General features: G+C 43.0%; 21 protein-coding genes. 4 read left to right on the forward strand and 17 right to left on the reverse strand.

The window, feature by feature from the left end; all coding sequences use genetic code 11:
- Positions 1 to 3 precede the first annotated feature (3 nt).
- Positions 4 to 1,992 carry a tyrosine-type recombinase/integrase gene (locus QR722_RS19140; protein WP_286284618.1) on the reverse strand — a complete coding sequence of 663 codons (1,989 nt, stop codon included), beginning with the start codon at positions 1,990 to 1,992 and terminating at the stop codon, positions 4 to 6.
- 182 nt (positions 1,993 to 2,174) lie between these two features.
- On the opposite strand from QR722_RS19140, the gene QR722_RS19145 reads away from it, so the two are divergent.
- Positions 2,175 to 2,774 (forward strand): tRNA-uridine aminocarboxypropyltransferase, encoded by a 600-nt coding sequence (locus QR722_RS19145; RefSeq protein WP_286284619.1) that lies wholly within the window; start codon positions 2,175 to 2,177, stop codon positions 2,772 to 2,774.
- A 35-nt stretch (positions 2,775 to 2,809) separates the two neighbouring features.
- On the opposite strand, the gene QR722_RS19150 is transcribed toward QR722_RS19145, so the two are convergent.
- The 12 genes from QR722_RS19150 to QR722_RS19205 all read right to left on the reverse strand — a co-directional run bounded on the left by QR722_RS19150 (position 2,810) and on the right by QR722_RS19205 (position 9,006).
- Entirely contained in the window at positions 2,810 to 3,091 is a 282-nt protein-coding gene (locus QR722_RS19150) for a hypothetical protein (protein WP_286284621.1), read from the reverse strand.
- A gap of 98 nt (positions 3,092 to 3,189) precedes the next feature.
- A complete protein-coding gene (locus tag QR722_RS19155; RefSeq protein ID WP_286284623.1) occupies positions 3,190 to 3,597 on the reverse strand; it encodes a hypothetical protein in 408 nt (135 codons plus the stop codon).
- A 58-nt stretch (positions 3,598 to 3,655) separates the two neighbouring features.
- A complete protein-coding gene (locus tag QR722_RS19160) occupies positions 3,656 to 4,318 on the reverse strand; it encodes a YoaK family protein (protein WP_286284624.1) in 663 nt (220 codons plus the stop codon).
- 119 nt (positions 4,319 to 4,437) lie between these two features.
- A complete protein-coding gene (gene ybaK / locus QR722_RS19165) occupies positions 4,438 to 4,911 on the reverse strand; it encodes a Cys-tRNA(Pro) deacylase (protein ID WP_286284625.1) in 474 nt (157 codons plus the stop codon).
- A gap of 57 nt (positions 4,912 to 4,968) precedes the next feature.
- Complete coding sequence (locus QR722_RS19170) at positions 4,969 to 5,232, reverse strand: DUF1294 domain-containing protein (RefSeq protein ID WP_286284626.1); 264 nt, start codon at positions 5,230 to 5,232, stop codon at positions 4,969 to 4,971.
- On the reverse strand, positions 5,177 to 5,557 hold the full coding sequence (locus QR722_RS19175; RefSeq protein WP_286287752.1) for a hypothetical protein: 381 nt from the start codon (positions 5,555 to 5,557) through the stop codon (positions 5,177 to 5,179). Before QR722_RS19175 ends, QR722_RS19170 begins: the two co-directional genes overlap by 56 nt.
- A gap of 86 nt (positions 5,558 to 5,643) precedes the next feature.
- Positions 5,644 to 6,363 (reverse strand): methyltransferase family protein, encoded by a 720-nt coding sequence (locus QR722_RS19180; protein WP_286284628.1) that lies wholly within the window; start codon positions 6,361 to 6,363, stop codon positions 5,644 to 5,646.
- A 96-nt stretch (positions 6,364 to 6,459) separates the two neighbouring features.
- On the reverse strand, positions 6,460 to 6,786 hold the full coding sequence (locus QR722_RS19185; protein ID WP_286284630.1) for a hypothetical protein: 327 nt from the start codon (positions 6,784 to 6,786) through the stop codon (positions 6,460 to 6,462).
- 108 nt (positions 6,787 to 6,894) lie between these two features.
- Entirely contained in the window at positions 6,895 to 7,497 is a 603-nt protein-coding gene (locus QR722_RS19190) for an OmpA family protein (protein WP_286284631.1), read from the reverse strand.
- A gap of 81 nt (positions 7,498 to 7,578) precedes the next feature.
- Positions 7,579 to 8,052, reverse strand: coding sequence for a DUF2846 domain-containing protein (locus QR722_RS19195; RefSeq protein ID WP_286284633.1), 474 nt, complete (start codon positions 8,050 to 8,052; stop codon positions 7,579 to 7,581).
- A 134-nt stretch (positions 8,053 to 8,186) separates the two neighbouring features.
- The gene (locus QR722_RS19200; protein ID WP_286284636.1) at positions 8,187 to 8,459 is read right to left on the reverse strand and encodes a hypothetical protein; all 273 of its coding nucleotides are present in this window, start codon (positions 8,457 to 8,459) and stop codon (positions 8,187 to 8,189) included.
- Positions 8,460 to 8,769: 310 nt separating this feature from the next.
- Positions 8,770 to 9,006, reverse strand: a complete 237-nt coding sequence (locus QR722_RS19205) for a DUF3303 domain-containing protein (RefSeq protein ID WP_286284638.1) — start codon at positions 9,004 to 9,006, stop codon at positions 8,770 to 8,772.
- Between the two features lie 562 nt (positions 9,007 to 9,568).
- Between QR722_RS19205 and QR722_RS19210 the strand changes: the two genes are divergently transcribed.
- Positions 9,569 to 10,669: a helix-turn-helix domain-containing protein gene (locus tag QR722_RS19210; RefSeq protein WP_286284640.1), complete on the forward strand. Its 1,101-nt coding sequence runs from the start codon at positions 9,569 to 9,571 to the stop codon at positions 10,667 to 10,669.
- A gap of 140 nt (positions 10,670 to 10,809) precedes the next feature.
- Positions 10,810 to 12,336 (forward strand): amidohydrolase family protein, encoded by a 1,527-nt coding sequence (locus tag QR722_RS19215; protein WP_286284642.1) that lies wholly within the window; start codon positions 10,810 to 10,812, stop codon positions 12,334 to 12,336.
- A gap of 226 nt (positions 12,337 to 12,562) precedes the next feature.
- Here QR722_RS19215 and QR722_RS19220 read toward each other — a convergent pair whose 3' ends face one another.
- On the reverse strand, positions 12,563 to 12,928 hold the full coding sequence (locus QR722_RS19220; protein ID WP_286284643.1) for a hypothetical protein: 366 nt from the start codon (positions 12,926 to 12,928) through the stop codon (positions 12,563 to 12,565).
- A gap of 121 nt (positions 12,929 to 13,049) precedes the next feature.
- Positions 13,050 to 14,339 carry a group II intron reverse transcriptase/maturase gene (gene ltrA, locus QR722_RS19225; RefSeq protein ID WP_286284645.1) on the reverse strand — a complete coding sequence of 430 codons (1,290 nt, stop codon included), beginning with the start codon at positions 14,337 to 14,339 and terminating at the stop codon, positions 13,050 to 13,052.
- A 1,137-nt stretch (positions 14,340 to 15,476) separates the two neighbouring features.
- Between ltrA and QR722_RS19230 the strand changes: the two genes are divergently transcribed.
- A complete protein-coding gene (locus tag QR722_RS19230; protein ID WP_286284647.1) occupies positions 15,477 to 16,439 on the forward strand; it encodes an integron integrase in 963 nt (320 codons plus the stop codon).
- Positions 16,440 to 16,473: 34 nt separating this feature from the next.
- Here the strand turns inward: QR722_RS19230 and QR722_RS19235 are convergent, their stop codons facing one another.
- Positions 16,474 to 16,899 carry a CBS domain-containing protein gene (locus QR722_RS19235; protein WP_286284648.1) on the reverse strand — a complete coding sequence of 142 codons (426 nt, stop codon included), beginning with the start codon at positions 16,897 to 16,899 and terminating at the stop codon, positions 16,474 to 16,476.
- Between the two features lie 153 nt (positions 16,900 to 17,052).
- Positions 17,053 to 17,466 carry a F0F1 ATP synthase subunit epsilon gene (locus QR722_RS19240; protein WP_286284649.1) on the reverse strand — a complete coding sequence of 138 codons (414 nt, stop codon included), beginning with the start codon at positions 17,464 to 17,466 and terminating at the stop codon, positions 17,053 to 17,055.
- Positions 17,467 to 17,495: the final 29 nt, after the last annotated feature.

Here is a 17,495-nt window from a genome sequence, read left to right on the forward strand (position 1 = left end):
CGTTTAGACCAGTGAATATTGCAGTTCAAGTTGATCGATGTCTTTTGGTTCGCCACGGCGATTTACCTGGCGGTACAAGCCTAATTCGGCTGGACTTACATACCCCGCAACCTGCTCTAAGTCATTCAACCTTGCGCCTTGTGAGACTAAAAATGTCAAATAGGTATGCCGTAAGGCTGCCATTGAAAACTGCTCTGGGTAAGCTAAGCCCGCATCATGCGCCATATTGATCATCATCTGATCTAGTTGTTGTACGTCGAGACGGCTACTTAATAGCACTTTTTCAGGCGGTTGATTAAGGCTCAAGCCTATCAGCAATTGCGCACAATCATCTTTCAACCTCAGGCTGCGAGGAAACTCACCGTTCACAAGCAAGGTGTTTGTTTGACTATCTACATCAGCTACTGTCAATGCCAGTAGCTCGTCTGTTCTGACGCCGCTAAGGAGTAGATGCAATACTATTTTTCCGTCTCTATTCGCTACTTTGTATAACTCTTTTACTTCGAAATCGCTAAGCAGTCTAGCGGCATTGGCTGCCTCAGCCTGGCCTAACTGTAAGGGTGTATTTTGCTGTTCAAGCATCGCCATCTGTTGTTGCTCTAAAGCCTGCTGTGCGGCTTGCTGATTGAATGTTAAACCTGTAGGCGGCACGACCGTGTAGCTTGTCATAGTTGCCGCAGGCTGCTTGTGGCGATGAATAAAGCTAAATAGTAGCAATGCAAACAGGCTCATTAAAACGGCTGCGCCGCCAGCAATTGCCGTATCACGCCAATAGTGCGGAGCGATGGGGTAACTGGGAATAAAGGGCGCTTCCAACACATTGATTTTGGCTTGAAACGGCTTTTGCACTTCTTTTTCTACCAATTGATCTTTTAATTGTTGCGCCTGCTCTTCAAGCTGTTTGAGTGAGCGAGTTTGACGGCCATATTCTTCCAACTTCTGATTAAATAACTGCGCCTCACGCCCCAACTCATTTAGTTGTATTTCTAGCTGCTTTTGTTTGTCTTTCGAGGCCAATACGGTACGCTGTAAATCAGCTACAAACTTTTCCTGGCTCTCCGCCGATATTTCAATAAGGCGGTTTTGCAAGCTGTCTAGGTTACGTTTTTGATTGACAATAGCTGGGTCCAAATTCATATATTCCGGAGTATAACGTTGCGCCAACTGTGCGAGGGTAGCCTCTAGATCGCGGATCGCTTTTTTCACCTCATCCAAGCGATTTTTATCCACAGGATGAGTGACTTGTTCACCCTTGGCAATGCTCTGCTTCACACTATTGAGGGTTGAAGTAGATTCTGCGTGCTGAGATTCTGCCTGATCCAAAGCTGCACCCATGCTCTTAATTTTTGACAGAGCCCGGTTTTCATCTCTTTCCATCGAAATGATATTGTTATCTTCGCTGTATTGCTCCACCAGCAATCTTTGTTCAATGATTTTCTCTTCAAGTGCGATCAGCTTTTGTTGCCCAAGTGAAATGTCTTGTTCGGTGTTATCTTCAGTTTCCTCTGCCAATAAACTCAAATACAGCGCCAACCATTGTTCTAAAACCGGTTGTAAAACCTCTGCTTGCTCACCTGTTGCATACAGATTGATGATCCGGCTGCTTAGTTGCTCTTCAGTGAATAGCATCTGTGCCAGCATTTCAGGATTGAGATTAAGGCTGTATTCTTCATCGAGCTTTAGACTTAGCATTTCAAGAATGCGATAACTGGTAAGGCGCTTACTATTGAGGGTAATTTGCTCTTCAGGCACCGCGGTTTGTTCGTTGTTAAGCGCTTGGGCATAACTAAAGTGGATAATCGCCTGACTCTGATAAATAGGTGCACGGGACCAAATCCAAATCATCGCCGTGACAAAAATCACTAGGAATGTCGCCGTGAGTACCCACCATTTCTGTTTTTGTAGCCTTTTCGCTTCCTGTGTGGCAATTTGATCTGAGCTACCCGCACCGTTTTGTGACGGGATCACTTCTACATTTTCACTAAAAGACATGCTTCTCTTCCATTCTAATAACTGTGCGGTTTTGTCAGTGGCAACAGATAAACCAGAGTCTACGTTTATGCTAGATTATCAGTTATAGTAGCGTTGTGTGAATCAATTTGAGTCGAAACGTGCTTTGCCGCTGACAACTTCACCTTTGTTTAAACCGCCACTTCAAAAGCAACATCAAGTTCATGAATAAACGACAATACTGCCAGCGTTGCCATTATCCACAGCAGGTTTGCGTGTGCGACTCAATTCGTGCATTGGATTTGCCGGTTAAACTCATAATCTTGCAACATCCAGACGAAGCCAAACATGCTAAAAATACCGCAAGGTTGCTGAGGCTATGCTGTGAAAATAGCGAAATAATAATTGGTGAAAATAGCCAAGATTTTGTTCAATTGAAACGCCAGTGCATTGAGTTTCCTAAGCATCACTGGTTAATTTATCCCAATGCAAGCAGCCAACCCATTGAGAAGCAGCATCCATTGCCTGTGGCGTCATTACCGCAAAAATTGATTCTGATTGATGCCACTTGGCGAAAGGCTTACAAGATGTGGCAGCTAAATCCGTGGTTGCAGTCCTTACCGAGCTGGCATTTTGACCAGCTACCAGAGAGCCGGTATGCCATCCGCAAATCATCATTAAGCTATAGTTTATCAACCCTAGAAGCTACGGCCTATGCCTTGCAGCAGATGTATGCCATTGACACCTCGCCTTTGTATGATGCCCTAAATGCCATGCAGAATAACCGTCAACGCTATATTAGCGCTTATCATGATAAACCCTAATGAAACCGCAACGCCTAATGCGCAAAGTAACAACCTTATGGCTTTTTATCTTTGAAGTTGAACCATCTCGGTAGCCTTCCCATTATCACAACATAATAAGCAAACACGCCTAAAGCGCTAAAAATGATCCCACCGATACCAGGATCTTTCCAGTTACCGAAAAATATCGCATGAAGTGAAAAGGCGATAATCAATAGAGTAGGAGAGGCAACAATACCAATCATTACCCTTACATTAGCCGGTAATTTTTTACGGGTTGGGTTAACTGGCTGATCAGGCTCGTTTTGTGGGTTGTCGAGATGCTCGGAGGTTTTCATTGTGTCTCGCTGTAGTAAGAGGTGAACCAGCATAGTATAAGGTTGTGAAGCAATTCAACCTTTGCAACCGTTAAACCTGCTAGTACCCTATAAATTGGCTAGTCAGTAAGCTGTACTTCTACTCTTTTACATTTGAAATAAAGATACCCACAAATCGCAATGCTAATGGGATATATCAGAGCCAACGTGGCTTCTGTTTGGCTGAAAAACACCGTGGAACTTAGCACGCCAAACGCGCCACATAGTAAATGAAGTTGGTAGTAGGAGATGCTTTGCTCGTAAGCCTCAGGAAACACCAGTTTCAGCACAATTTGGAATACTCCCCACACTCCCACTGCGCTGAGAATAAAGCCACCAGCCATAGCATAGCCATACAAGTTGCCAGCCGAAATCATCTTCATGCCAATATCAAACCCCGCTTTGATACCTAATATCCACAGTGCCATGATAAAGATAAAGCCTAACAGGGCTTCCAGTAAAAAGGTCCAACGTGTTCGTTTCTGCATAATTTAGCTCTCTTTATAGCAACGACTTTGTGTCTAGGTGTCAACCTACTGCCATATATTAGTTAGTTTTATCTCGGGTGTATATGCGGTAGGAAACCGCCAACACCAGACAAATTGAGGCAGGCACCACCAATGCAAAAAACTGCAAAGAGTTAAATAACACAGCACCGCTTGTCCCACCGACAATAAAGCCCACTATGATCAGTAAAAATAGAATTCCTTTGCGTTGGTCGAATAGCTCACCCCGTAACTTGGCGCCTAGCATAATACCTAAATCGGTGAAAATACCGGTTACGTGCGTAGTACGCACAATCGCACCACTATAAGATGTAGCAAGGGCATTCTGTAACCCACAGGCTGCCGATGCAGCATAATGTCCTGCGGGTAAGCCATTGCTTAATAGATAATAAGACATGAGTAATAACAGCCCTTCAATTGCCAACAATGAATCATAATGACGGCCTAACTTCAACGAACTGCTAGACAATATAAAGCCAGACACCAATGCGCCCATCAAAAAGCTAATCAAAACACCAATCAGATGCAGTACATCGCTGGTGGATGCCCCCATGAGTCCTGTTCCAACGAGCGTCGCCGTTCCCGACAGATGGGAAACAGATTGATGTTGAAAGCCAAGCAACCCAATGGCATTCACATTTCCGGCGATAAACGCCAGAATAAAAGCGCCGTATTCTACCCAGCGAGGTAATTTTGAAACCACGACACCTCCTGATGGTGTTGTATGATTATGTTAGAAAAATCAAATTAGCAACTTGGATTAGATGCACACAGATCAACTTGAAGTGATAGTGCGCTTGTTAAAAGTCTTAACTTTATCGCCTATTGGCTTTGGCAGATTGACGCAAACACTCCATTCACTGCTTGGTGCAAATCAGCGGGACTTAATTCGATTTCCAAGCCCCGTCGTCCAGCACTGACATAAATGCTGGCAAACTGTTGAGCCGATTCATCGATAACCGTCTTGAGACGTTTTTTCTGCCCCAATGGACTAACACCACCTAATACATAACCAGTGCTGCGTTCAACCGAAGCCGGGTCGGCCATTTCGGCTTTTTTAGCGTCACAGGCTTTGGCAATCAGTTTCATACTTAACTTTGAGGCTACCGGAATTATCCCTACAACCAACTCATTATTGTTCAAGCTGACCACCAAGGTTTTAAAGACTCGCTGGGGAGCCACGCCTAACTTTTCCGCCGCTTCCAAACCATAGGATTCACTGGCGCTGTCATGGCTATATTCGTGCACGGTATGGGCAATTTTTTGTTTAATGGCAAGGTTTATTGCGGGGGTCATTGCCGTGTCTCCTGTTGCAAGATAACGCTTCGGGCAGTTAAGAAAGCGAGATTAACGTTATACGGCTACTAAATGCCAATAGTACCAGCCTAGGCCGCTACAATTAAGCACCACTGTGCAGCAAAATACCAGCCTGAATGAGGTTTTTTTAGACTTGTGCCGTAACCAGTTTTGCGCCACTAGTGCACCAGGCCAGCCCCCCAGTAAGGCAAACAAATGCAAGGTACTTTCTTTGGTACGCCAGCGACCTTCTTGCGCGGCTGATTTATCGATTAAGTAAGCCAGAAACGTTACAAGACTTATACCTATGTAACTTGCCACCCGCGGCTCCCATCAAGCTAAATACACTGATGGTTTGAAGGCTATATACCAAGGGCGCATCGAATTTTGCAAATAGGAGTATTGCTGGAGCAGCACACATTGAGCCACCCATCACAAAGTAAGACCATCCAAAAATGTGCGCTTTTTTGAAAGCAGCAAACAATGGAATGCCTACAATAGCCGCACAAGCGTAGGCAACCGGAACTCCGAGGATGAATATAAAGAGACCCGTTGGCAGTGATAATATGCTAATAATCCCTATTGGTACTGCCGGCGCAATGGCAAATGCCTTTGTAATCTCTTGCCAGTCTTTGGTCCAGTACATATTTGATTTTCACCTATTATTGGCCGCACGCCACTCTCTCGATAGGTCCTCTATCTCGGAACTAGGATATGTAGCACTGAATTCTATCAGTAAATCCAAGGAATCAACCGGTAGCGCACGCGACGTGCATAGTCTCGATAGCCCGGTAACTCTTCGTGTAAAGTCTGGTCTTCAAGGGCGGTTCTAATCACTGTGATAATTAATGCTACCACCGTAGGAATCAGGGTCCAAACCGAGCCCAGGGCAAGAACGATTCCGAACAGTGCAACAACATTTCCGGCATAACCCGGATGCCGCACAAACTGGTATGGACCACTGTCGCACACCACATGCCCTCTATCCGTCTGAATGCGCACCACGCTGGAAAAAAAGCGGTTCTCTGCCAGAGCCCAAACAGCATAAGCGTATCCGAGCGAGATTAAAATAAAGCCAATCACCATGAGCCATAGCGGAAATTCGGGGGACCAGTTATAGCGATGATCCAGCCCTGCAACAATGACCATAGGAAACCCGATACTCACCGCCATCAGTGGAGCAAGCACTTTGTCCCAGGCTTTTGCACTTTGGATATTTTCAATATTTTGTCTTTCGGCTGTTAATCCTGGGTGACGCTGCTCCGCCCACACACGCCCACCTATACCAGCAGCCAAAATCAGCAAGGAATATGACCACGCCTGCCACCAGCAGACATCTCCACCGCATATGAATAAGATCAGCGGAATTAAGCAATACACGCCTACCAATCTGATCCACTGGCGAAGGGATACCGTTTGAGCTGCATCTTGATTAATCGTCTTTGCTGACATGTTATTCCTCAAAATAAAATGAATTTGAGAGCGCGCCCAAAGGGTAATCTATTCAGCACCAGCTGTAGAGGAGCATCCACAATTTACACATCATTTTCAATCATACCACCATGCTGATTTTTCCATAAACGAGCAAAACTCTTTCTTCCTAAAATCTTTATCCGCTGCTGCAGCATCAAGCGCATTCTTTTTGAGAATAAACCCTGTGACTAATTTTTGTGCGTTGTAAACATTGAACGAACTATATGAAGTGATAGACCCGTCAATAATTCCAGCTAATAATTTTGTAGCCGATTCAGCTCTTTCTTTAGTGAAATCAGACTCCAAAATTCTCATATCTTCAGCTACATTTTTATTTATAGGGCACATATTTGGCTCTGTCGCTAATACCCAATTAGAGAAGAGCAAAATTAAAATTTTCACGTAATACTTCAATTTAACCTCTAAGATGTTTTGCGCCTGTTTGGGCCGGTAGAGTAATACGGAAGCTACCACAGCACGGACTTTTTATGTGAATGAATGACCGCTTTACTAGCTTTCTTGTCGATGCACGATGACTCCACACACAAAAGGGTGTACGTACAAGCTTCGCTTAAACTCACCACTTGACATCATAGTAATGTCTGCTGCTGATGCCCCACTATTAATTAAGTAATCGGCAACCGTTCTGGCTCTGCTCATGCCAATAGTAGCGGAGTAATTTTCTGAATGACCAGGATCACCATATCCGGTTAGTAATAATTTTCCGAATGCCATTGATTCAAGTTTAAGCTTGATATTCTCTTTAGCTACACTAGGTAGCGCATTGGAAAATATTGAGGTGCTATCGTTTTCAAAGTAAATACAGCCTCTTTCTATACCCCCTACCATTTCAATTTTATTTTCCCAGACTAAGCCAGACTGGACATTTTCATTGTTAGAGTTGAGCTTATCACTTTGATTAAAACCACCTAAATAAGATCCAAAAGCCCCGACGGATATCACGACAACTTCTACAACAAGCGCCTTAAAGAGTATCTTTCCGTGATCAGGATCCGGTAACTGATATATTCCTGAAACATGTAAAAGGCTAAGAAATGCGGTAAGTATGAAAACAATTACACAAGCCCAAATTATAGTGACTAATGGATCCACTTTTGCCTCTCTTATTAAGCCAACAATTAAAAATGACTATACGAAACAGCTTACTTGGTTTTATCTTAGTTTAGCGGCTTTTCATAACCTACTAGGCACATATTTACAGCAATTTTGGACTGCTAATATGCCCTGTTCATAGTTATTAAGCGTTATATCATGAGTACTGTAGACTACCCCTCCCACGCCAGCTATATGAGTATCACCGCCAAACTCGACAAAGTAATACTTTCCAGCCTCAATATTGAGATTAATCGTCTTGCCTGGAGTCAAAGCTAATAAAGGCCATTTCATCTTAATTTCGTAATCACCTGGTGTGAGGTACGACCATGAAAATGCATTATTAGGGAGACTCGCAAACTCTTTGTCATTAACTTGGCTGGTTACAGTGTAAATTAATGGTGGAACAGTTTTTCTATAAAGAACTAATACTGCCTTATCAGCATCTGGAGTGCCGACATGTGCATCAGCATAACTGGGGGCAAATCGTGATGGCTGTGCGCACCCCGCTAATAAAAAAAGAACAAAAGTGATACGACTAACCATTTTTTTCATTTTAAAAGGCTCTTAATAACTGAAACGACTTGTTGGGTAACTTTATGCAGCACGAGCTATGGAAGCGAGTGTGGGTCAGTAGCATTTGCTTGTTATATTTACTCTTAATTGACACAAACGAATTACCACTTTTCTTAATCATCCTTGTTAGTGTCCTTCAGCAAATTTCGAGCCCGCCTTTGCGAGCTAACATCCTGAATAACTATGTAAATGTTATAAATAGTCAGTAGAAAGCAGACTCCTGCGATAAGGGCAGTAGACACGAATAGAACCAGTGTTTCATCGTAGGTAAAGTATGCAAAACCGGCACAAATAAGGCCAATAAATAACTCTATGAAACTAGCTTCAATATTGGTCCTAACATTAGTCTTTATCGGTTGTGCATGGTGATTAAGTTTGACAGACATTTAGGTTCCTTCCATGTAAACATAATACTTTGAATATGGGCAAATACGAGTACTTTGGCCAAAGGCCAGCAAGTATTTGTTATATGTCGTTTTTCCACGGTAATTGCAAAGAAAGCAATGATGTAGTCACAAAGGTAACCAAAGACATCCCCTTGATAAACCTAAAGCTTAACTCTTTTGGCAAAAAATGCTCCATTTGCAAAGACACATAACGCCCGTATTTTCCGAGCAACATTGCTGGCTATACTTGGCGAAAATAAGCAGCCGTCAGCAAGAAATAGCCACTGAAAATTGGCGTGTTGTGGATAAATTAGTCCAGCGGTACTAATTCAAAATCAACGAAATCATCCCACTTTTTAAACCACTCGTAAAATAGTTCAATGTCGTTTGATTCCATGAGCTGATAACACACATTAAGTTCTTTATTCACCCAAGAGTTTAAATAATGTAGCCCATCGGGAAACATGCGCCCATTAGAGTTATATCTTTCATAATTGGCCTCAATGCAACCATCCTTGAACTTTTCTACAACCATATACTTTTTCAAATCGATACTTCCCTAGGAAACTAAACTTGGACTCTATCCGTTTTACACACTAACGCTTCAATTTGTGGCGTTTGTAAGCGCTTTGGTACGCAGTACCAGCAGTAACTTTCCCAAGCCAACTTGCCGGCTAAACAATATTGGTTTATTTAATGCCATGACTAAATTAAAACTGCAATTGATATGTGCGTTACAACAATTGAAATAACCCCAAATCATACATAACGTTTAGTGGTCCTCTGATGACTTTGGATATTGACAACAAATCACTACTTTCAGTGGATTAAGTCCGTAATAGAATACGGATTTAATCCATTTATCCAGCTTGACACCTGTGTACGAACTCGGACATTGCCAATAAAGTCAGTAAGTTATCACACCCTTTCTCCGGTATCCGCAAAATAATACGCCTTTTATCCACCTATCTGGCTGACAAACGAGATGCATCCACAACATCCTGCAACATGGCTACCCCAGCAATTCTGGTGTTTATCTTGGCTGTCCTTCTAATTCATTAATAGATAAACTCACACATCTTATATTCTGATAAAACACAAAAATAACTATGTCTCAAGTTCAGACTGTCATACTGGCCATTGGTGGGCTTCAGGGCTTTCTTCTATTCACACTGCTGGTGAGTGATAAGCGGGTTAACTACGCCAGTAAATTACTGGGTCTACAATGTCTGTTTATAGCGACTACTTTCTTACTGCCGCTAATTGTTGCCGGCGGTGATAGCAAATTTACCTGGCTGATTGGCTTCTTAGTATTTCTCCCCGCCTGTTACGGCGCGCTGACCTACTTATATTGTCGAGCAGCCATTACCGGCTTGCCGCTCAAATATAGTGACACTGTCCATCTACTTCCCTTAGCAATTTGCTACCTACTCAATTATGACATTCTGTTCTCCCCCGAAAAGGCGTTGAACTTTGTCAGAATGGCCGATATCACACTGTTTAGACACACCCTCACTAAAGCTATTTTTTACGGCCAAGTTGTGGTTTACACGGCGCTGTTGATGCGAATGGTCAGCTACTACCAAACTAACGCTAAGCAAACGCATTCATCTTACAACCCAGATATTTTTAAGTGGTTATGGAGTCTGATTGCTTTCATAGTTTCAATTTGGGCCTTAAAAGTAGTATTTTACTTTATTTACCGGTCGCCAATTCTAGATATACTGGCCGACTGTCTATTGGCGGTAATGGTTTATTTTATTGCAATTGTGCAATGGCGTAACCCAAGCCTGTTTCAGATTCAGCAAATTACAACGCAACAGGAGCAACCAACGCCTGCCGCCAGCAAACACCTATCGGATGGCTTATTAGATCAAGATACACGGGCAGAAATTTTGCGATCGACGCAACACCAAGTCAAACAACAGGCTTTGTATCGAAATAGTGAGCTAACGCTTGCAACACTCGCCGACAAAGTTGGGGTCAGTGTGCATCACCTATCAGAGACGCTGAACCAACATGGAGGGAAGAACTTCAATCAATTCATTAACGAATATCGGGTAGCTGAGGTTTGTCAACAACTCGACCAAAAAAGCGATCAAAAATTGATTGATCTGGCGCTAGCCGCCGGCTTCTCATCAAAAAGCAGTTTCAATGCCATATTTAAAAAGCTCACCGGACAAACCCCAAGCCTGTACCGACGCCAATAGCCGCACCCTGAAGGCGCGGTCAATTTAGACACTAGACTGGTGTAGAAATACAATATTGGACGTCTAATCTTATAAAGCGGGACGCACCTACCTCTCCTGAGTGTTGAAATAGGGCCATTAATCACAAATGGAACCTACCCATGTTAAAAACACTTTCGAAATGGCTTATCGGCCTCGCAGCCTGCGCACTAATGGCTATAACCACATACCTATTCTGGTTTAATAACGGCGTCAACTTTATCTATGGCGCCCACACCGACCTAGTCGACCATTCAGTTTTTGCTTCATCTATCGAGCTTACAGCGATTACGGATGTCAGCGTACTATCACCAGACGGTCAAATGATGCTGCCAAACCGCACGGTAGTCATCGACGGTGGCGAAATCATCTCAGTGACGGCCAACGGCACTGTACCTGCCAAGGCGACGGTAATAGATGGGCGTGGCAAATACATCATTCCGGGCCTGGTTGATTCGCACGTGCACATACTAAAGAGCCCCAACGATCTATTGCTTTACGTTGCCAACGGCGTCACCCATGTTCGCGACTTGGGTGGGCCGCCAGAGCGCTTGAAGTTGCGCGAAGAGATTGCACAAGGTCGCGTGGGTCCGCGGATGTTTGTTGCATCACCCCCGATTGATTCGATGGGGCTGCTCCAAGGTGCCTTTTATGAACTCATTACGTTTCATAAAAATACCCGCAGTGTCAAGCACGCAAAAACCATGGTGAAGAAATTTGTAGAACAAGGTTACGATGCGATCAAAATCTACCACCTCGATATGCCTAGCTATCGAGCAGTGAATGAGTTGGCCGCCACACTGGGAGTGCCGACGACGGGCCATTTCCCATTAACAATGGAGTTGTCTGAACTCGCTATAACACAGCAAAAGGAAATTGCTCATATTGAGGAAATCGTTCGCGTGCTGATTCGCGAGTTTGGATCGATAAATGACCAGGGCAGCACCGCCTTCTATGCTCATGTTGAAGCCCGCAGTGAAGCAATAGTAGATGACTTATTAGCGAAGGATATTACGGTCAACTCGGTGTTGTGGTTTATGGAAAGTATCCATGATCAATTCAGCAATCTTGAGTTGGCCTTGAAGGATGTCGCTATCGAGTATGCCAACCCCGGCATTGTTGAAGGCACCAAAGACTCCAAAGATTTTAAAGTTGGCTGGTTGCCTAGCTACAATCAATTCGAACTAACGAGCAATGCCTCTGAAAAATTGCGCAAAGAGAATGACATTTTCTGGCAAGCACGAGAGAAAGCACATCATATTCTGCTAAAGGCGATGATTCGTCGGGGTGTCAAACTGGTAGCTGGAACAGATTCAGGTGCAAACTTGGTGGTGCCAGGCTTTTCGATACACGATGAATTAACTTCACTTAATGCAGCCGGCATGTCCCCCGCACAAACACTGGCAGCCGCCACTCAAAACCCAGCAAATATGATGAACAGTAATTCAGGAAGCATTGAAGCTGGCCGACGCGCTGACTTGCTGCTCCTAAATAGGAATCCACTGGTTGATATTGCGAACACTCGTACTATCGATACAGTCATACTCAACGGCCGTGTGTTTGATCGTGCAAAACTAGACGCAATGCTAGAAGCGGTTAAGAAAGCCAACGGGAAGAGTAGAAAGATTAATATTGACAAGTATTTATAGTCGCTATTTTCCCCCGCGCTAAATAATAGGATCAAGGAGTCTGGCCTCTTGATCCTGTTGGCCTTCGGCTAGGAAAAATTGAGCCGAGAGCCGCAAAAAGACGGCCAAAAGCTTACCCCTCATTTATACAAAACGCTTACAATAACGGGAAAAGCAGAGCGACAGCGAGGCTTTTTCCCAGTGAGCGAAGCGAATGTTGTTTGTTTTTTGTTTTTTGTTAGGTATTTTATCGCTGAATGTATTCATTGCCTTTAACCCAAACAGGTTCAGAAACAGTATGTCTTTGACCATCAATCCAAGCCTGCGTTGAAAACCAAAATAAACATCCAACTTCATCATTAGATTCCCAACGTATTGGAAATCTAATGACCTTTTCGTAATCATATTTTCCAATCTTTCCTAAATTGCCTTTTTCGACCAGACTGACATTCACTAATTGATCGTTACACAACACATAACAGACCGATTGAGTATTTGTGTCACAAAATGCTTTAGCTTTTTTATCCTGACTCCATACAGGAGCATGCTCATCTGCGGCAAAGATACTTTGCGATAAAACTACAGCAAGGAGCATGAAAAGAACTCGAACCATAAATTAATGCCATCGTGGTAGAGCGGCCCATTACTGAGCCGACCCCACACAGATCCGGACGTGCGGAATTACCGCATCCGGCTCTTCAGTTATATATTCACCCGTGTAAATCACGCGCACCTTAATACCAGTCAACATCGATCACTCTTTTGCTAACTCGTAGCTTCTGTATTTGGAAATACTCTAACATCTTCTTAAAATCACGCCAATTGTAACTTCGACGGCCACTGCGTCGGTTCAGCCATTTGTATAAACTATGCAGTACATAGTTATACAGCTTACTCACGCTGCGGCTGTTGTCGGGTAATCCGAAGTAATTTCTAAACCCTGTGAGTTTGCGTTTCAATTGAGGCAGCCAAATTGCTAGCTTCTGCGAGCGTTTGGCTTTAATGAAATGGTAAAACTCGCTTAGACTGGTTTGCTGCTTCTTACTTGCAGTTCGCCGCCGCAATCTCGGTTTACCTTTCACATCCACTCCCCAGTAAAACGCAAAACCCAAGAACACAAACTGGCGCTTACGACTGGGATGGAATCGACTGAACCTTATCAGGCTCGTCTTTTCTGGTGCCGTGTCCAGTTTGAACTTCTTTAGTCGTTTTGGCAGCACGCGGTAAAATCGCTCGGCATCATTGGCATACTGAAACGCACACACAAAATCATCTGCGTAGCGGATAAGCATAGCTCTGCCTCTCATCTGAGGTTTTACCTTCTTCTCAAACCATAAATCCAATGCATAGTGCAGATAGATATTGGCTAACACAGGGCTAATGATACCGCCTTGTGGGGTGCCACTTTTTGGTTTGAGATATTCTCCTTGCGGGGTGTGTATCCGTGCTTTTAACCATTGCCCTATTAAGCTCAAGAGCGCGTTATCATCAATGCGTTGTTTAAGCATCCCCATCAGCCAGTCGTGGTCAATATTGTCGAAGAAGCCTTTAATGTCAGCCTCAACAATATAACCATAACCTTTGAACTGAAGATTCAAACTCAAACTATGCACCGCTTGATGCGCACTCTTATTTGGCCGATAACCATAGCTGTTAGGCAAGAAATTCGCTTCCCAGATACCTTGCAGTATCTGGCTCACGCTTTGCTGTACCAGCTTGTCATCCACCGTGGGTAAACCTAATGGACGTTGTTTGCCATGACTTTTGGGAATGAAGACACGCTTAATATCATCAGCCCGATAGCGCTTGGCTTCCAAGGCTGAACTTAAACGTGTGACGTTTTCCACAAGCGATGTCTGGTATTTCGGCATAGTGATACCATCAATACCTGGCGCCGCTCGTTTATTCAGTTGCCCCCAACTTTGATACAGTAAATCATCTCCTAGTAATCCATATAGGTTCTGAAATCTGTGATTAGGGTGTGTCTGTGATTTAATTGTGATGGAATTTAGTGCGGTTGTCATAGTGAATCCAGCCCTACTTTGTCCGGCCTATGTATCTGCTAAATACCTGATATAACTGCTTGCCCCTTCGCCACGTGATTGGCTTTCCCAACCTCAAACTACTATGAGCAAGTCTGACTGCCAGAGGGTCATCGTTGGCCTCGCTTGTGGCTTAGCGTCACTACCATTTTCCTTATGGAACACCTTTGGCTCTCTCAAGTTCTCAATACATCTCTTTATACATGCCACGGCTTAATAACTCCGCTGACTCGCCACAACCTTGCCATCTCAAATCCATTGAATAATGGTTGCTTTGCATGGACTTCGACGGCGTTACAAGCCTCGTCAGTCAGAACTTAATTTATTATCGGAGCGATAACAGCACTTCAGGAACACGTATTCCCTATGGCCTATATAATTCTCTGTGTACGCTTCACCTATATTGTTCATCTAGTCACGAATACATCGCTGATAAGTATTTCACCAATCCTAGACTCCGCCATAGGCGCAACACTCGATACAGGTGGCTGGCTAAACCTTACCTGACAGGGACTTACACCCTGCAAGATGCATCAAGCTTCGCTTGACGCACTAACGCCCCAATATGCCGACGAAACGAGCGCAGCGAGTTGAGGTCGGAATAATTGGTTTGTTATGTTGCATTACGATTTAACCACCTGCTCGATAATACTGGTACTACAAAGCCGCCGGAGAACAATAATAAAAATGCAAAAAAAGTAGCGTTAAACACCAAGGGTACACAAGAAATTAAAACATAGACTAAGACGAATGTTAACTTCCACTTTTTTTTACCTGCACCATTCACAAACCAAACTAATAAGATTATGAAAGATAGAATTGATACTGGAATTACAAATATCAAACCCTCATTCATATTAGATCACCTATATTCAACATTTGCCATATAACAATATTATTAGTTAGAAAAATTCCGTAAAACCAACATGGAATTTATCCTTAAATTAACGTAGGTCTTTTTTAGCATAAGTTGTAACTGTATGTACAGGTTAAAAATATGTCCAGTTAGTCCTGTTTTGCATTTATGAAGTACAGTTTTTATCCGTTTTATTGCTGTTAGGCGGAAAATTTGTCTATTCTGTTTTTTTATACAGTATTTTTACAAGGAATGTAAACCGGATGAAATCACCATTTTTGCAATTTGTTAAAGAGGAAATGTTTAAACGTCATTACGCGAAGCGGACCATTGAAACTTATCTAACCTGGATAAGCAGCTATATTGTTTTTCATAAAAAGCGTCATCCTGCGCAGTTGCACGATATTGAAGTGGAGACTTTTTTATCCCATTTGGTATTGGAATTGGATGTGGCAGTGTCTACTCAAAAAATCGCGTTAAATGCACTTTCATTTTTATATGCTGAAATCATTGAAAAACCTCTGTCTTTAAAATTGAGATATGTTCGCAGTACCAGACAACAAAAACTTCCGGTGGTGTTAACCCAACTAGAAATGCTTAGCTTGCTCAATCATATTAATGCCAATTACAAATTAGCCGCTTCGTTGTTGTACGGTAGTGGCCTGCGGTTGATGGAATGTATTCGTTTGCGAGTAAAAGACATCGATTTTGATTATAGGTCAATTCGAATTTGGAATAGTAAGGGCGGGAAGCATCGTGTTGTGACTTTGGCAGATTCACTGTTATCTGAATTACACAAACAAGTCATTTTCGTTGAGCTCTATTTAGCAGCCGATATCGCCAACCCGGAGTTTTCGGGGGTATGGTTACCGAATCGTTTAAGAGTTAAATTTAAGTCTGCTAGTAAGGAATTAGGTTGGCAATATCTATTTCCTGCTCGGCAACTTTCAATTGATCCAGAAAGCAAACGCCTACGTCGTCACCATATTGATGAGTCTGGTTTGCAAAAAGCCATAAGAATTGCTAGCCGCAATGCCGATATCGGAAAAAATGTTACCCCCCATACCTTGCGCCATACCTTTGCCACTCATTTATTGCAATCAGGTGCAGATATAAGAACGGTACAAGATCAATTAGGCCATGCTGACTTGCGTACAACGCAAATCTATACCCATATTTTACAGCGAGGGGGTAATGCGGTAGTCAGTCCTTTAAATTTGCTCTAGGCCGTTACAATGGCAATTATAGGTATTATGTAGACTAAGTCTTGTGCCTTTCCAATTGATTCTTTTCAATGAAATACAATATATCTCGCCAGCTTAGTATCCCGATTGGTTTGTTATCGCTATTTACCACGGGCAAACAGGATATCTTATGCCTATTAAATAATTGAATAGCATGAAACATGCCCTTTTCGGCGTCTATAGTAATAAGTTTACGAGTCATTATTTGATGAACACGTTTATTGAGAGTTGCTAAATCCTTATTCGTTTCGCCAGAAGTATTGATATTCGGGCTAATCGCTTTGAACAAATCACGATCTGACAATATTCCAACCAGTTTTGCCTCTGCCACTACCAGAATATGATGAAAGCTATTAAGTTCAAATAATCGCTTCACGTGGGCGAGAGTATCATCCATGGTTACTGTGACTACATCTGGAGTCATAATAGTTTTTATTTGCATATCTCCCCCAACACTCTATCGAAATAGTTGATGTTCCATCAGTTTATAGTGATACATAGAATTATTGTAGAACGCAAAGTGATCATTAGGCTAGCGGACTGAAAAATAAAAAACCCAGCGCTAGGCTGGGTTCTTGATGAATTTTTTGTGCTGTTATTTACGCAATTTACGAATAAGTCGAATTTGCGCGATAGCTTCAGCTAGCTCTGCGGCTGCTTCGGCATAGTCAAAATCAGCACCAGCATTGGCAATATGTTCTTCTGCTCTGCGCTTGGCTTCTAATGCGGATTGTTCATCCAAATCTTCTGCGCGCACAGCGGTGTCAGCTAAAACCGTTACACTGCCTGGCTGAATTTCTAACAATCCGCCTGCAATATAAATAATTTCTTCTTCACCGAACTGTTTAACCAAACGAACCATGCCAGGATTCAATGCAGTAATTAAAGGTGCGTGACCAGGGTGTATACCTAGCTCACCTTCACTACCGGTAATCTGAATCGTTTCAACCAGACCAGAAAAAATCTTGTCTTCAGCGCTTACTACGTCCAAATTTACTGTCATTGCCATGGGACCTCCTAATAAGGTTTAAGAAAAAA

This window comes from Aliiglaciecola sp. LCG003 (assembly GCF_030316135.1).
Taxonomy (GTDB): Bacteria; Pseudomonadota; Gammaproteobacteria; order Enterobacterales; family Alteromonadaceae; genus Aliiglaciecola.

Coding starts and splice junctions, on each gene's coding strand:
- QR722_RS19215 (WP_286284642.1), top strand. CDS start 10,810: ATGTTAAAAACACTTTCGAAATGGCTTATCGGCCTCGCAGCCTGCGCA.
- QR722_RS19150 (WP_286284621.1), bottom strand. CDS start 3,091: ATGAAAACCTCCGAGCATCTCGACAACCCACAAAACGAGCCTGATCAG.
- QR722_RS19180 (WP_286284628.1), bottom strand. CDS start 6,363: ATGTCAGCAAAGACGATTAATCAAGATGCAGCTCAAACGGTATCCCTT.
- ybaK (WP_286284625.1), bottom strand. CDS start 4,911: ATGACCCCCGCAATAAACCTTGCCATTAAACAAAAAATTGCCCATACC.
- QR722_RS19195 (WP_286284633.1), bottom strand. CDS start 8,052: ATGAAAAAAATGGTTAGTCGTATCACTTTTGTTCTTTTTTTATTAGCG.
- QR722_RS19220 (WP_286284643.1), bottom strand. CDS start 12,928: ATGGTTCGAGTTCTTTTCATGCTCCTTGCTGTAGTTTTATCGCAAAGT.
- QR722_RS19200 (WP_286284636.1), bottom strand. CDS start 8,459: ATGTCTGTCAAACTTAATCACCATGCACAACCGATAAAGACTAATGTT.
- QR722_RS19230 (WP_286284647.1), top strand. CDS start 15,477: ATGAAATCACCATTTTTGCAATTTGTTAAAGAGGAAATGTTTAAACGT.
- QR722_RS19155 (WP_286284623.1), bottom strand. CDS start 3,597: ATGCAGAAACGAACACGTTGGACCTTTTTACTGGAAGCCCTGTTAGGC.
- QR722_RS19235 (WP_286284648.1), bottom strand. CDS start 16,899: ATGCAAATAAAAACTATTATGACTCCAGATGTAGTCACAGTAACCATG.
- QR722_RS19140 (WP_286284618.1), bottom strand. CDS start 1,992: ATGTCTTTTAGTGAAAATGTAGAAGTGATCCCGTCACAAAACGGTGCG.
- QR722_RS19175 (WP_286287752.1), bottom strand. CDS start 5,557: ATGTACTGGACCAAAGACTGGCAAGAGATTACAAAGGCATTTGCCATT.
- QR722_RS19145 (WP_286284619.1), top strand. CDS start 2,175: ATGAATAAACGACAATACTGCCAGCGTTGCCATTATCCACAGCAGGTT.
- ltrA (WP_286284645.1), bottom strand. CDS start 14,339: ATGACAACCGCACTAAATTCCATCACAATTAAATCACAGACACACCCT.
- QR722_RS19210 (WP_286284640.1), top strand. CDS start 9,569: ATGTCTCAAGTTCAGACTGTCATACTGGCCATTGGTGGGCTTCAGGGC.
- QR722_RS19240 (WP_286284649.1), bottom strand. CDS start 17,466: ATGGCAATGACAGTAAATTTGGACGTAGTAAGCGCTGAAGACAAGATT.